Genomic DNA, 13855 nt, shown 5'->3' on the forward strand with positions numbered 1-13855 from the left:
CCTCTGGATTAGCCAGCGTTAGCTTTTACGATATCGTCGATCAGTTTATTGACAGGTGCCAGGCTGATTTCACGCGCGGTACTTACCGCGACTGGTGTTGAACGTACTTTATTTGCCAGTACCTGACCGTCACGGTTAGTGGTATTGACGCTCACCAGCGTGGACAAACCAATGCGCAGCGGGTATTGCTCCAGCTGTTTCTGGTCCAGTTCGATACGCACAGGTAGACGCTGAACGACTTTGATCCAGTTACCGGTCGCATTTTGCGCCGGAAGCAGTGAGAACGCGCTACCTGTGCCCATATCCAGACCAACCACTTTACCGGTGTATTTCACATCATCGCCGTAAATATCGGTGGTGATGGTGACCGGCTGACCGATACGCATATTGGCAATCTGCGTCTCTTTAAAGTTGGCATCCACCCACATATTGGTGGCTGGAACGACCGCCATCAGCGGCGTCGTTGGGCTAATTTGCGCCCCAGGCTGTACCGCGCGGCGGGAGACATAACCGGTCATCGGACTGACAATACGGGTACGCTCCAGCGCCAGCCAGGCGTTACGTACTTCGGTGGCAGCCTGTTGCACGGCAGGCTGATCTTCCAGTTTAGTCCCCAGAATCATCGCCTGATTGGCATTGTATTGTTGAATAGCGACGTCCAGTTGCGCCTGGGCACTGGTGACAGCGTCGCGGGCGTGTTGCAGCTCTTCGCGACCAATCAGGTTGGCATTGCCCAGCGGCACACGGCGGTTGTAGTCGCTTTGTGCTTTCGCGAGGGCGATTTTTTGCACCTCAATATTCGCCTGCAACTGTTTGCTGTTAATCATCAGCTGGTGGGTTTGGCGAACGCTGGAAGCCAGTGCAGTTTTGGCTTTTTCAAACGCCTGGCGAGCATCTGTCGGGTCGAGAGTGACCAGAACATCGCCTTCTTTTACAAAATCGGTGTTATCGGCCCAGACTTTCGTCACGCTGCCAGACACCTGAGACATAATTTGAATCTGATTCCCTGCCACGTATGCGTCATCGGTTTCTTCGAAATGACGCAGTACCAAAAACCAATAAATCCCTATCGCTACGGCAATAATTATAAAGAGCAAGGTGAGAAGGAGGAGCAGACGCTTACGTTTGCCGCTCTTCTTTACCGGTTGCTGCGGGGTTTGAGTCTCCGCATTTGCGCTCATATTGTTCTCCACGATCTTCTTAACTCATCGGCTGAGCCGACCTGCTTGCCAAAAAGGCCAGCATGTTGCGATGCTGGCCGGTCATTTTTTCTTTTATAAATCTGGATTTTTGAGCGAGATGACGCGTTAGCTCATCGCTTCGAGAACCACACCGTCTTGTTCCATCTGGTCGAGACGGGAGAGCAATTTGCGGGTGATTTGCTCGAGCTGATCTTTTTCTGTTGTGCTGAGCGCGGACCAGAGTTGATGCAGGCAGTTATGCTGCGGTGGTAAAACCTCGCGCAAAAACTCGTGACCTTTTTCCGTTAATTGCAGATGCAGGCAGCGGCGATCGTTATCGCTTTCACGACGTTCGATCCAACCGCGTTTTTCCAGTTCATCGGCAATACGCGTCGCGTTGGTACGGGATGATCCAAGAGCACAACTTAATTCAGAAGGCTGAATACTGTGGTTTTCCTGAGACTCCAGCGTAATCAACGCCATAAACAACGTCTCGTTAATCCCCTGAGCCTTCAGCATTTTATTGCGGTTCTCCAGCAGCTTGCTTTGCATGTGCATGCAAAGACGAGTCAGAAGGATCTCCTGATAAGGAAAATCTTCGTGGCGGCTGGCGCGAAATTTTAGCATTTGTTCAATGGGCGTAAACGAACTATCCATTTGGGTATGACCTCATTAATTTCAGCCGATATAGTAACGACAGTGACAAATAAAGTAAATGTATTGTTTTAGAAAAATGATTCTTGTGGGTTATATAATCGCCATCACTTTCCAGGCGAGCCCATAGGCCAGCGCACTAAGCAGTGTTGGGATGATAATGCTGCGTGTTTTATAGAAACTGGCACCCAGTACCGCGAAGCCGACCAGCGTGGGCACGAAACGGCGTGTATCGTGCATCACTTCTGGTGCGGTAGAGACAACCAGCAGAGCGCATATCGAGGCGATGCCAATGGTGTCGAGCAAAATACCTACCGCGCCACGTTTGGTTGGGCGGGCATTACCCACACGCAGGCGCAGCGGCAAATAGCGGAAGCAATAATTCGCCACGCCAACTAGTAACCCAAGCAGCAGAACCTCATAGCTCATCGGGCGCTCCTTGCCAGAATGCCTGGATTAACGCAGTGAGGCAGCCACAGACAATGCCTGCCAGAATGGCGACGGGAATAGAAAATAGCGTTACGCCTGCAAGGGCACCAACTAACGCTGCGGTAACGCAAAGAGATTGTTTGCGCTGGAAAGAGGCGAGCAGGAAACTCATAAAGAGTGCCGGAAGCATAAAACCTAATGCAGCTTCAACGGCGGGATAACCTTGCAGCAAGCCGCTGCCGGAGAATGCCCCTATTACCGTACCAAATACCCACGATGACCATGAACTGAAGGCAATGCCGATCATCCAGTTCTCGCTCCAGCGGCGATTATTGCGTACCAGTTTTGCGGTTGCGGCGGCAAAAACCTCATCCGTCAGGCCAAACGCCCACAGGGCGGTTTTCGATTTTTGCAGACGCTGAATAATACGGCTACGCAGTGACGGGCCATACAACACATGGCGAACATCCATTGCCATGACGGTCAGTGCAGCAATCCACAAACTACTCCCGGCTGCCAGCATCGCGGTAATGACGAACTGGCTCGCGCCTGCATAAATGATGCAGGAGAAAAAAACGCTTTCGAGAGGAGAGAATCCCAGACGGGTCGCATTCAGACCGAACGCAAAGGCCACCGGAATATAACTAATAACAATCGGTAAACTGTCTTTGCATCCTTCCATGAAGGTCGCCGAACCAGGAGCAGGCTGTGGAGTAGGGCTTTCCATAGAGTGTACGCTTAACGATTGTTAATATTATAAATAGACTGAATGAATATCTTAACCTTATCAGACTGATGGGCTTCTTAACACCCTTATAAGTGTAAAGCCACGAAAACGGTTGCTGATTGCTTAATTTGCGGCTTCCTGACGATGAAAACCTCGCCACCAGACCAGTAAGTTAACCAGGGCAATCGTCGCGCCAGCCAGACAAACGCCAGCCCAACCGCCATGTTGCCAGGCTGAGGCTGAAATTAGCGAACCGGCGGCACCGCCAATAAAGTAGCTAGTCATGTAACCTGCGGTCAGGCGATTGCGCGCATCAGGATGTATCCGATAAATTACCGTCTGGTTAGTGATATGCACGCCCTGCACGGTGAGATCCAGCACCAGGATTCCGATAATCAACGCCAGTACGGAAGTGTGACCAAACCAGATCGCCAGCCATGAAAGTAATAGCAGCAGCAGACCGAAAGTTGTGGTGTGGTGCGATTTGCCCTTATCGGCAAAACCGCCCGCCGGACGAGCGCCCAACGCTCCGGCAGCTCCCGCAAGTCCAAACAGACCAATTACACCATCGCTGTAGTTAAAAGGTGGAGCGGCAAGCAAAAAGGCCATTGAGGTCCAGAGAATGCTGAAATTGGCAAAGGTCAGGCAGCCCAGCAACGCGCGGGTACGCAGAATTTTATCGCTGATAAACATACTGAAAACGGAACCCAACAACTGTGGGTAGTTGAGGTGGGTTTCTGATTTCATTTGTGGCAGACCACGCCATAATGCCAGCGCCATCAGTGCCATTAACACCGAAGCAACCCAAAAGACGGTGCGCCAGCCGCCGAGATTCGCCAGCAATCCGGCAACTGTCCGTGCCAGCAAGATCCCCAACAGCAGACCGCTCATAATAGTGCCAACCACTTTGCCGCGTTTGTCCGGTGAAGCCAGCGTCGCTGCCAGCGGAACCAGAATTTGTGCCACGACAGAGAATAAACCGGTTAATGCCGTACCGAGGATCATCATCGCCAGCGACTGACTGCTGGCAGTGATTAACATGCCGCCTGCCGCCAGTAAGGTCATCGAGACAATCAGGCGGCGGCGTTCAAACATATCACCGAGGGGAACAAGAAACAGCAGACCTGCTGCATAGCCCAATTGCGCGGCGGTAACAATAAAGCCTGCCGAACTGGCGGAAAGGGAAAAGTTACGCGCGATGGTGTCGAGCAATGGCTGAGCGTAATAGTTACTGGCGACCGCCAGACCGGTGGCGATAGACATCAGCACGATCAGCGCCGGGCTAAGCTCATGATTAGGTTTAGTCATTATTTTTGTTCATCAGGTGATGATTAAGCTGGAAATCAATAATAGCGGATGTTGATGAATATGGGATGAAAGATAGCTTGTTGAAATGTGCGATGTGGTTTGTAGGCATGATAAGACGCGCCAGCGTCGCATCAGGCATTGTGCACAGAACGACGGATGCGGCGAAAACGCCTTATCCGCCATACGGAATGAGTGTATTTTGTAGGCATGATAAGACGCTCCAGCGTCGCATCAGGCATTGTGTACAGAGCGGCGGATGAGGTAAAAACGCCTTATCCGCCCGAATAAAAATTACTTCTGCGCTGCCAGCGCCTCATTCACCCAGCCATCGAACTGCTGCTGGTGGGCTTTGATCCAGCCATCAACATGGCCCTGAATATCGCCTTCTGAGGCTTTGCCGTCATGCATAATGGCGTTCTGGGCGTTAATATCTGCCACTGGCAACTGCATAATGGCAAACAGTTTCGCTGCTGCCGGGTTTTTCTCGGCCCAGGCTTTGTTGGCAACGATATGCATGGTGCTGACCGGGAAGCCATAATTCGCACCATTCGGCAGTTTGGTATCGGCGTTTTTATCGCCCGGCAGTGCGGAGAACGGCACCTGCAACCAGACCACATCTTTCCCTGGCTTCAGCTCATTACTCACCCAGTACGGCGTCCAGGTGTAGTAAAACACCGGTTTGCCCTCTTTGTAGCGACTGATGGTGTCGGCCATCATCGCCGCGTAGTTCCCCTGATTATGCGTCACGGTATGGGTCAGTTCATACGCGGCAAGCTGGTGGTTGATCGCACCTTCGCAGCCCCAGCCAGGGTTACAACCGGTTAAATCCGCTTTTCCGTCGCCGTTGGTATCGAACAGTTTGGCGATCTTCGGATCTTTCAGTTGTGCGATGTTGGTGATTTTGTACTGGTCGGCGGTTTTCTTATCGATCAGGTAACCCTGTGCCGCGCCGTTAACAAATACCCCTTCACGATAAAATTTCTTATCGCCACCGGCAGCTTCGTACATGTTGTCATGCAGTGGCGTCCAGTTCACGGCGGTGAAGGTTGCATCGCCGGAAGCAAGCGAGGTGTAGCCAACGTTGTAATCTACTTCGCTGGGTTTGTTGACGGTATAACCTAATTTCTCCAGCGCACGACTGACCAGCAGCGTCTGGAAGGTTTCTTCAGTGATGGTGCTCTGAACTGGATTAACAGTAATGCCTTTGCCCGGCAGATCGGCAGCAAAAGTTTGTGTAGAGATAAGCGTGGCAAACGCTGTCGCAAAAAGTACGCTATGTCGCATTGTTATTCCTTTTTTTGGCAGGGTGATAATGCCCGGCGTCACCGGGCAAGTGCAGAGTTACTTAATGAATGGGCGGGTCAGCAGACCAACAGGGCCAGTGGTGTACCAGCGACGGTTGCCGCGACTGCGTGAGTCGCGCCCAACGGCCTGCGTCAGACGATCGAGGATAATGGCGAGGATCACAATCCCGACGCCGCCAACGGTGGCAAGCCCCATATCCAGACGACCGATACCGCGAAGTACCATCTGACCCAACCCGCCGACGGCAATCATCGAGGCGATGACCACCATAGAAAGGGCCAGCATCAGCGTCTGGTTAACGCCCGCCATAATGGTCGGCATCGCCAGCGGTAACTGAACTTTGAACAGCATCTGGCGCGGGCTGGCACCGAATGAGCGCGAGGCTTCAATCAGATCCGCCGGAACCTGGTTAATCCCCAGAATGGTCAGACGGATAATCGGCGGCAGAGCAAAGATGATCGTCACCACCACGCCCGGCACGTTACCGATACCAAATAGCATGACGATTGGCACCAGATAAACAAACGCTGGCGTGGTCTGCATGGCATCAAGCAGTGGACGAATAATTTTCGCCGCTCGCGGACTTCTCGCCAGCCATATCCCCAACGGCAAACCGATGACGATACAGAACAGCAGGGCGGTTAACACCAGCGCCAGAGTCACCATTGCCTGCGACCAGGCACCGATTGCGCCGATGGCAATCAGCGAAACCAGCGTCGCCACACCCATTCCGACCCCGGAAATCTGCCAGGCGATGAGAGCGAAAACGATAATCGCCACCGGTGCGGGCATACCCAGCAGCAATTGCTGGAAACCGTTGAGGATATAATCAACCGGAACGCGCACGCCCTGGAAGACGGGACGGAAATGGGTAACGACCCAGTCGATCCCTTCAGTGACCCAACTGTCGAGCGGGATCAGCGTTTTATGGAACGGATCGAGAATATTAAAATGCTCGACGTTTGGCGCAGGCGTACTGGTCAGCCAGTCAGCACCACCGCCGTCAGTCGGTGCAGTCGTCGGTGTACCCCAGGCGTCTGCGGATTGCGCGGCACTGTCCGCCGCTGGCGTGGTATCCCACGGATTATTTTGATCAGCCATTATTTACCCCCTCACGATCTAAAGCGCGCAGCAGCATTCCTTTCGAAATGATGCCGACATACTGTTGGTCCTCGTCGACCACGGGCACCGCACAGGGTGCCTGTCCGACATGAGAGAGCAACTCGCTAAGAGGCGTTTGTGCATCGACTGCTAACGGCGCATCAATCAGCGCCGCATCAAGACCTTGCTGCTGCGTTAACGCGGTTTTAAGCGAATCGATGGAGACTGCGCCGACAAACTTATTACCGCGTTCGATAACGTAGCCATATTCGCGATCTTCATCCTGCAATAATTTCAGTGCCGAACGTGGGCCGAAGCCAGGGGTTTTACGAATTAAGCCATTCGGTGTCCGGCGGGCAATATCTTTCGCACTGAATACCTGACTAATATCAACGCCACGGAAGAAGGTACGGACATAATCATTCGCCGGATTATTGAGAATTTCATCCGGTGTGCCGACCTGTACCACTTCACCATTTTGCATAATGGCAATTCGGTCGCCAATACGCATGGCTTCATCAAGATCGTGGGAAATAAAGACAATGGTGCGCTGATGTTTCGCCTGTAATTTTACCAGCTCATCCTGCATCTCGGTGCGAATTAATGGATCGAGCGCCGAGAAGGCTTCGTCCATTAATAATATATCCGGATTAATCGCTAACGCGCGGGCTAATCCCACACGTTGACGCATCCCGCCAGAGAGTTCATCCGGGTAGCTGTGGGCATAATTTTCCAGCCCGACCTGACGCAGTGCATCAAGGGCTTTTTCCCGGCGTTCTTCGGCATTAATTCCGGCCAATTCCATACCGAACGCAGTATTGTCCAGCACGGTCATATGCGGCATTAAGGCAAAGGACTGGAAGACCATCGCAATCTTTTTTCTGCGCACCTCACGGAGTTCGGCGTCGGATATTTTGGCAATATCCACACCATCAATCAGCACTTGCCCGCGGGTGGGTTCAATCAGGCGATTGAGAAGGCGTACCATTGTGGATTTACCCGAGCCGGATAATCCCATGATGACAAATATCTCGCCTTCTTCAATGGCCAGACTGGCGTCTTTTACGCCAAGCGATAGCCCAGTTTTTTCCAGAATTTGTTCTTTTGAAAGTCCTTGTTCGATATATTTGAACGCTCGCTGTGGATGCTCGCCAAATATTTTATAAAGATTTTTAATTTCTAATTTAATTGCCATGCAATAGAAAGATTCCTTTATTTGTCTATGTTGATATATTACCCAATGGAAATAGTCACTTTTTTCTACCCTAACATACTGAGAATCTGAGGCAACCCCTGATGGCAAATGTGGCATGAATATTGATGCGAGCAAATCGCCGGAATTTCCCGTGATATAAGGGCTGAGAGCAAATCGAGAAAGTTGATATTTTTTGTCAAAGATAGCGAAAAAACGCCTGAATATTGTGGTTTCAGGCGAATAATGCAACAGAGTATCAGTGTAGATCACCACAAATTATTTGCGTGATAAAAAGCTATTTGGCGGGAATTATTTCCCTGCTGCGGGTAGTGATATTTTTGAAAATAACACCCTCAGAAATTCCAGTCTTCATCTTCTGTTTCAACCGCTTTCCCCATCACATAAGAGGAGCCTGAACCGGAAAAGAAATCGTGATTTTCATCGGCATTCGGCGAAAGCGCGGCGAGGATTGCCGGATTCACTTCCGCCATTTCTGCGGGAAATAACGGTTCGTAGCCCAGATTCATCAAAGCCTTATTGGCGTTGTAACAGAGAAACGCTTTCACATCGTCAGCCCACGGGGTTTCGGCGTACAGCTCATCGGTGTATTGCAACTCGTTGTCGTAGAGTTCCAGCAACAAATCGAAGGCGAAACTCTTCAACTCTTCACGTTGTCCCAGAGATATCTTTTCCATGTTTTTCTGATATTTATAGCCTATGTAGTAACCGTGGACTGCTTCATCGCGGATAATCAGACGGATCAGGTCCGCGGTATTGGTCAGCTTTCCGCGGCTGGAAAAATACATCGGCAGCCAGAAACCGGAATAGAACAAAAAAGATTCAAGAAACACACTGGCGATTTTCTTTTTCAGCGGATCATCACCGCGATAATGTTGCTGAATAATCTGAGCTTTTCGCTGCAACGGTGCGTTTTCTTCACTCCAGGCGTAGGCGGCATCGACATCTTTGGTCTGGCATAGCGTCGAGAAAATCGAACTGTAAGAGCGGGCATGAACCGCTTCCATAAAGCTGATATTCGATAATACCGCTTCTTCATGAGGCGTGAGTGCATCGGGCATCAGAGAAGGCGCGCCGATAACATTTTGCAGCGTGTCGAGCAGCGTCAGGCCAGTAAAAACGCGCATCGTCAGTTGTTGTTCTACGACAGTTAATGTCTGCCAGGCAGGAATATCGTTCGACAGCGGCACCTTTTCTGGTAGCCAGAAATTGCTGGTCAGGCGATTCCACACCTCCAGATCTTTATCGTCAGATATCTTGTTCCAGTTGATGGCGCTGATACGTGAGAGTTTCATAGATATTCCTTAAAGTGCACAGGAGACGCAGCCTTCAATTTCAGTGCCTTCCAGCGCCATCTGACGCAGGCGGATGTAATAGAGCGTTTTGATACCCTTGCGCCAGGCGTAAATCTGCGCTTTGTTGATATCGCGAGTGGTGGCGGTATCGGGGAAAAAAAGCGTCAGCGACAGCCCCTGATCGACATGGCGAGTCGCTTCCGCGTAGGTGTCGATGATCTTTTCTGCGCCAATTTCGTAAGCGTCCTGATACAGCGCCAGATTCTCGTTAGTCATAAACGGGGCAGGGTAGTAAACGCGTCCTGTTTTGCCCTCTTTGCGTATCTCTACTTTCGCCACAATCGGATGAATACTCGACGTAGCATGGTTGATATAAGAGATAGAACCGGTTGGCGGCACCGCCTGAAGATTCTGGTTGTATATGCCGTAGCGCATCACGTCGTCGCGCAGCTGCGCCCACATCTCACGGGTAGGTAACGTAATACCGCTACGGGTAAACAGTTCGCCAACTTTCGCCGTTTTCGGCTGCCAGTTCCCTTGCAGATATTGGCTAAAATATTCACCACTGGCATAGCGTGACTGTTTGAACCCGGCGAAGGTTTCACCGCGTTCGCGTGCCAGCAACATCGAGGTACGCAGTGCGTGCCAGGTGATGGCATAGAAATAGAGATTGGTGAAATCCAGTGCTTCCGGCGAACCATAAGCGATGCCTTCTCGCGCCAGATAGCCGTGTAAATTCATCTGCCCCAGTCCGATGGCGTGCGAGGCGGCATTTCCGGCTTCGATGGACGGCACGCTGCGGATATGACTCATATCTGATACTGCCGTTAAACCGCGCACGGCAGTCTCTACCGTGCGGGCAAAATCGGGGGAATCCATGGTGTGCGCAATATTCAACGAACCTAAATTGCAGGAAATATCATGGCCTGTGCGGGTATAGTCGAGATTCTCGTCATACTCTGAGGCGCTGTTAACCTGCAAAATTTCTGAGCAGAGATTACTCATATTTATGCGCCCGGCGATAGGGTTAGCACGGTTTACCGTGTCTTCATACATGATGTAGGGATAGCCAGACTCAAACTGGATTTCTGCCAGTCGCTGGAAGAAATCACGGGCGTTGAGGTATTTTTTGCGAATGCGTTCATCGGCAACCAGTTCGTCATAGTGTTGGCTGATGGCCACATCGGCAAACGGCTTGCCATAAACTCGCTCTACGTCATAAGGCGAAAACAGCGCCATCTGCGCATTCTCTTTTGCCAGATGGAAAGTGATATCCGGGATCACCACGCCAAGCGACAGTGTTTTAATGCGGATTTTTTCGTCGGCATTTTCCCGTTTCGTGTCGAGAAAACGCAGAATATCGGGATGATGAGCATGTAAATAGACTGCACCAGCCCCCTGACGAGCGCCGAGTTGGTTGGCATAGGAAAATGCGTCTTCCAGCATTTTCATCACCGGAATTACGCCAGAAGATTGATTTTCAATACGTTTAATTGGCGCGCCCGCTTCTCGCAGATTCGACAGCAAAAATGCTACGCCGCCGCCGCGTTTCGACAGCTGCAGTGCGGAATTTACCGCCCGACCAATCGACTCCATATTGTCTTCAATACGCAGCAAAAAACAGGAAACCAGTTCGCCGCGCTGCTGCTTACCGCAGTTGAGGAATGTTGGCGTGGCTGGCTGAAAGCGTCCTGACAGCATTTCATCTGTCAGTTGCAACGCCAGCGTCTCATCGCCTTGTGCCAGCGTCAGCGCCACCATCGTGACTCGATCGGCAAAATCTTCCAGATAACGTTTACCGTCGAATGTCTTCAACGTATAGCTGGTGTAAAACTTCCATGCCCCGAGGAATGTCTGGAAACGAAAACCGCTGGTGTGTGCGTGGGCAAACAGCGTAATGACAAAGTCGCGAGAGTAGCGATTAAGAACGCTTTCATCATAGTAACCTTCGTTGACCAGCCAGTTCAGGCGCTGCTGCTGGCTACTGAAGGTCACACTGTTCGGACGCACATGCGTCGCAATAAAGGCGTCAACGGCCTGGCGGTCTTTATCGAACTGAATGCGACCTGCGCTATCGTAGAGGTTAAGCATCGCATTCAGCGCGTGGTAATCCATCGTTTCCTGCGTCAGGCATTCTGCGGTTGTCGTTGCCAAAATTCGGTTACTCCTTTACGAACGTTTTCGATATCGCTTTGCGTACCCATGAGTTCAAAACGGTACAGCCACGGCACGCCGCATTTCCGGGCAATCACATCTCCGGCGCGGCCATACGCCTCACCAAAGTTGCGATTACCAGAAGCAATAACGCCGCGAAGCAACGCCCGGTTGTGCTCGTCGTTTAAAAAGCGAATTACCTGTCGTGGCACCGCGCCAGCCGTACCGCCGCCGCCGTAAGAGGGCACGATCAGGATGTAAGGCTCGTCTACCTGAATCCGTTCCCGCTCATTGAGCGGGATGCGCACCGCGGGCAGTCCTAAACGTTCGATAAAACGCTGCGTATTTTCGGAGCTACTGGAAAAGTAGACGAGCTGGCTCATGCACTGGCCGCGTGTGGCGCTGGATGCAGACGGTTAATCATGTCCGGACGGAAACCAGACCAGCTAAGATCGCCAGCAATCACTACCGGCAACTGACGAAAGCCCTGAGCACGCAACGCTTCTGCCGCTTCAGGAACGCGATCGACATTAATCATTTCAAAATCAAAGCCCCGATTTTCCATCGCCCGTTTGGTGGCGTGGCACTGAACGCAATCGTTACGAGTGTAAATAGTAATGCGCATGATTCGTATTTCCGTTTAAAATGAAGATACGGCGCGATGATACGCGTCGGGTTGTCTCTCTGTTGATACAGAGATACTAGATGTAGTTGAAAAAAGATTCAACCACACAATATATAGCAAATAGTGGTCGAAATTACCCTGGATATGAGCGTGACGGGGTAGGGGGATTTTTGTGATTCACCAGGCAAAAAGAAACCCCGAAGACAGGCTTCGGGGTCAAAGACGCGTATTTATTATCATTTTTGCACTACGATTTGCGCATGCTTAACAGTGCGCCGATAAAAATACCTACCGCAGCTGCTGTACCCACGCTACACCAAGGTCTTTCACGAACAAAAGAATCCGCGCAGCCAACGGCATCGCGTGCGGCTTGCTGGACGCGAGTACGACCATGCATTCGCGCCCTGGTTTCTTTCAGCAATGCCTGAGCTTTACTGCGTGCGGCTTCAGCTTCCCCTTTGGCGTCGCTGCCCCAGGACTTCAATACAGATTCGAGGCTGTCAGCTAATTGATTGACATCATTCTGGATATCCTGCACGCCATCATCAACGTCGTTGCGGTTCGGTCGGTTAAACATATGATCCCCCATTAGAATTCGATGTAATTTTCAGTGTAGACCATAATTTTCTTAACTGAGGTTCATCGCGGCTTTATGGACTTTTCTGAAAGCGTTGTGAATGCGCAATCAGGTAAGGTAGGCCCGCGGTTGATAATAACGAGGATCAAATATGTATTTACGACCAGACGAGGTGGCGCGCGTACTTGAAAAAGTCGGTTTTACTGTCGATGTGGTAACCCAGAAAGCGTATGGTTACCGCCGTGGGGAAAATTATGTCTATGTTAATCGCGAAGCGCGAATGGGACGTACCGCACTGGTAATTCATCCAACATTAAAAGAACGTAGTTCGACACTGGCTGAACCCGCTTCCGATATTAAAACTTGCGATCATTATCAACAATTTCCGCTCTATTTAGCAGGCGAGCGACACGAGCATTACGGTATCCCGCATGGCTTTAGTTCGCGTGTTGCGCTTGAACGTTATTTGAATGGTTTATTTGGCGAAGCCAGTTAAAGACGCGACTGGCGATGCCAGTCGCGAAAAGAAGGGTCAGGCTTTTACCTGCTGGTAACGGCTGACTTTAAACAGTCGGCGGCAATAATCGAGGAAGTAGCCATAAACCGCCCCCATCAACATCGAAACAACGATGTTTGAACTGACCGCCGCCATAATCTGATGCCAGTCTGCGCCCACCACTAACAAGATCGCCACATACACCGGTGACTGGAACGTCACATAAGCCAGAATATCCGCCAGATTTTTTATCCAGCCCGACGGGCTAACTTTGCGTGCCGCGCGCATAAACAGATCACGGTACATACCGTATGGCCATGCAATTAAGATGTTCACCGGAATCGCTACCAATCTGGAATAAAAAGACTGTTCGAAGCTCATTCCGGAGAGGAAAACTTCAATACACATGTTCACGACAGAACAGTAAACAACCATCGCGAACGTATCTGCAACTGCATGACGCAAGCGTGACTGCGGTGAGAACATGCTAATGCTCCTTAATAAAAGCGTAATGGGATGTTAATGGAGATGAAAGCAGTGGATCTCATTGCCATCTGCATTTTCGCATAGCGTATATCGCTGGCTATGACTAATCAATTAGTGAAAAATTTTTATTTAGTCAGTTTTTGTAGATAAAATATTCCGTAACGGCTCGTTTTTTGTACATTGTGGATTTTTACATGCCGATATGATTTATTTTTAATTAAATCAATTAGATATGGCCTTACCTTTAATATCACTAATGAAAGTTTGGGGGTGAGGTAACGCTATAAGCGTAGAGAATTCGGTG

15 protein-coding genes are annotated in these 13855 nt (G+C 50.7%); 1 reads left to right on the forward strand and 14 read right to left on the reverse strand.

Translation table 11 applies throughout. From position 1 onward, the window contains the following. Positions 1 to 8: 8 nt before the first annotated feature. The 13 genes from emrA to AB4H76_RS06040 all read right to left on the reverse strand — a co-directional run bounded on the left by emrA (position 9) and on the right by AB4H76_RS06040 (position 12569). Positions 9 to 1181: a multidrug efflux MFS transporter periplasmic adaptor subunit EmrA gene (gene emrA, locus AB4H76_RS05980; protein WP_001295175.1), complete on the reverse strand. Its 1173-nt coding sequence runs from the start codon at positions 1179 to 1181 to the stop codon at positions 9 to 11. 126 nt (positions 1182 to 1307) lie between these two features. Continuing rightward, a complete protein-coding gene (emrR, locus tag AB4H76_RS05985; RefSeq protein ID WP_000378442.1) occupies positions 1308 to 1838 on the reverse strand; it encodes a multidrug efflux transporter EmrAB transcriptional repressor EmrR in 531 nt (176 codons plus the stop codon). Positions 1839 to 1928: 90 nt separating this feature from the next. Beyond that, positions 1929 to 2264, reverse strand: a complete 336-nt coding sequence (ygaH, locus tag AB4H76_RS05990; protein ID WP_000119763.1) for an L-valine transporter subunit YgaH — start codon at positions 2262 to 2264, stop codon at positions 1929 to 1931. Continuing rightward, positions 2254 to 2991 carry an L-valine exporter subunit YgaZ gene (gene ygaZ, locus AB4H76_RS05995; protein WP_000445651.1) on the reverse strand — a complete coding sequence of 246 codons (738 nt, stop codon included), beginning with the start codon at positions 2989 to 2991 and terminating at the stop codon, positions 2254 to 2256. The genes ygaH and ygaZ overlap by 11 nt, the downstream gene beginning before the upstream one ends. 123 nt (positions 2992 to 3114) lie before the next feature. Then, on the reverse strand, positions 3115 to 4299 hold the full coding sequence (locus AB4H76_RS06000; protein WP_000165699.1) for an MFS transporter: 1185 nt from the start codon (positions 4297 to 4299) through the stop codon (positions 3115 to 3117). 291 nt (positions 4300 to 4590) lie between these two features. Further along, positions 4591 to 5583, reverse strand: a complete 993-nt coding sequence (gene proX, locus AB4H76_RS06005; RefSeq protein WP_001216521.1) for a glycine betaine/L-proline ABC transporter substrate-binding protein ProX — start codon at positions 5581 to 5583, stop codon at positions 4591 to 4593. Positions 5584 to 5640: 57 nt separating this feature from the next. Beyond that, on the reverse strand, positions 5641 to 6705 hold the full coding sequence (proW, locus tag AB4H76_RS06010) for a glycine betaine/L-proline ABC transporter permease ProW (RefSeq protein WP_000774988.1): 1065 nt from the start codon (positions 6703 to 6705) through the stop codon (positions 5641 to 5643). After that, on the reverse strand, positions 6698 to 7900 hold the full coding sequence (proV, locus tag AB4H76_RS06015) for a glycine betaine/L-proline ABC transporter ATP-binding protein ProV (RefSeq protein ID WP_000985494.1): 1203 nt from the start codon (positions 7898 to 7900) through the stop codon (positions 6698 to 6700). The genes proW and proV overlap by 8 nt, the downstream gene beginning before the upstream one ends. Positions 7901 to 8253: 353 nt before the next feature. Continuing rightward, the gene (gene nrdF / locus AB4H76_RS06020) at positions 8254 to 9213 is read right to left on the reverse strand and encodes a class 1b ribonucleoside-diphosphate reductase subunit beta (protein WP_000777969.1); all 960 of its coding nucleotides are present in this window, start codon (positions 9211 to 9213) and stop codon (positions 8254 to 8256) included. Positions 9214 to 9222: 9 nt separating this feature from the next. After that, positions 9223 to 11367, reverse strand: a complete 2145-nt coding sequence (nrdE, locus tag AB4H76_RS06025; RefSeq protein ID WP_000246527.1) for a class 1b ribonucleoside-diphosphate reductase subunit alpha — start codon at positions 11365 to 11367, stop codon at positions 9223 to 9225. Then, the gene (gene nrdI, locus AB4H76_RS06030) at positions 11340 to 11750 is read right to left on the reverse strand and encodes a class Ib ribonucleoside-diphosphate reductase assembly flavoprotein NrdI (RefSeq protein ID WP_000080947.1); all 411 of its coding nucleotides are present in this window, start codon (positions 11748 to 11750) and stop codon (positions 11340 to 11342) included. The genes nrdE and nrdI overlap by 28 nt, the downstream gene beginning before the upstream one ends. Then, the gene (nrdH, locus tag AB4H76_RS06035) at positions 11747 to 11992 is read right to left on the reverse strand and encodes a glutaredoxin-like protein NrdH (RefSeq protein WP_001223227.1); all 246 of its coding nucleotides are present in this window, start codon (positions 11990 to 11992) and stop codon (positions 11747 to 11749) included. Before nrdH ends, nrdI begins: the two co-directional genes overlap by 4 nt. Positions 11993 to 12239: 247 nt before the next feature. Next, on the reverse strand, positions 12240 to 12569 hold the full coding sequence (locus AB4H76_RS06040) for a DUF883 domain-containing protein (RefSeq protein ID WP_001295174.1): 330 nt from the start codon (positions 12567 to 12569) through the stop codon (positions 12240 to 12242). A 151-nt stretch (positions 12570 to 12720) separates the two neighbouring features. On the opposite strand from AB4H76_RS06040, the gene AB4H76_RS06045 reads away from it, so the two are divergent. After that, positions 12721 to 13065, forward strand: a complete 345-nt coding sequence (locus AB4H76_RS06045; protein WP_000281320.1) for a DUF2002 family protein — start codon at positions 12721 to 12723, stop codon at positions 13063 to 13065. Between the two features lie 36 nt (positions 13066 to 13101). Here AB4H76_RS06045 and alaE read toward each other — a convergent pair whose 3' ends face one another. Beyond that, entirely contained in the window at positions 13102 to 13551 is a 450-nt protein-coding gene (alaE, locus tag AB4H76_RS06050; RefSeq protein WP_000492656.1) for an L-alanine exporter AlaE, read from the reverse strand. Positions 13552 to 13855 lie beyond the last annotated feature (304 nt).

Source organism: Escherichia sp. UTM R2, assembly GCF_048593455.1.
GTDB lineage: Bacteria > Pseudomonadota > Gammaproteobacteria > Enterobacterales > Enterobacteriaceae > Escherichia > Escherichia coli.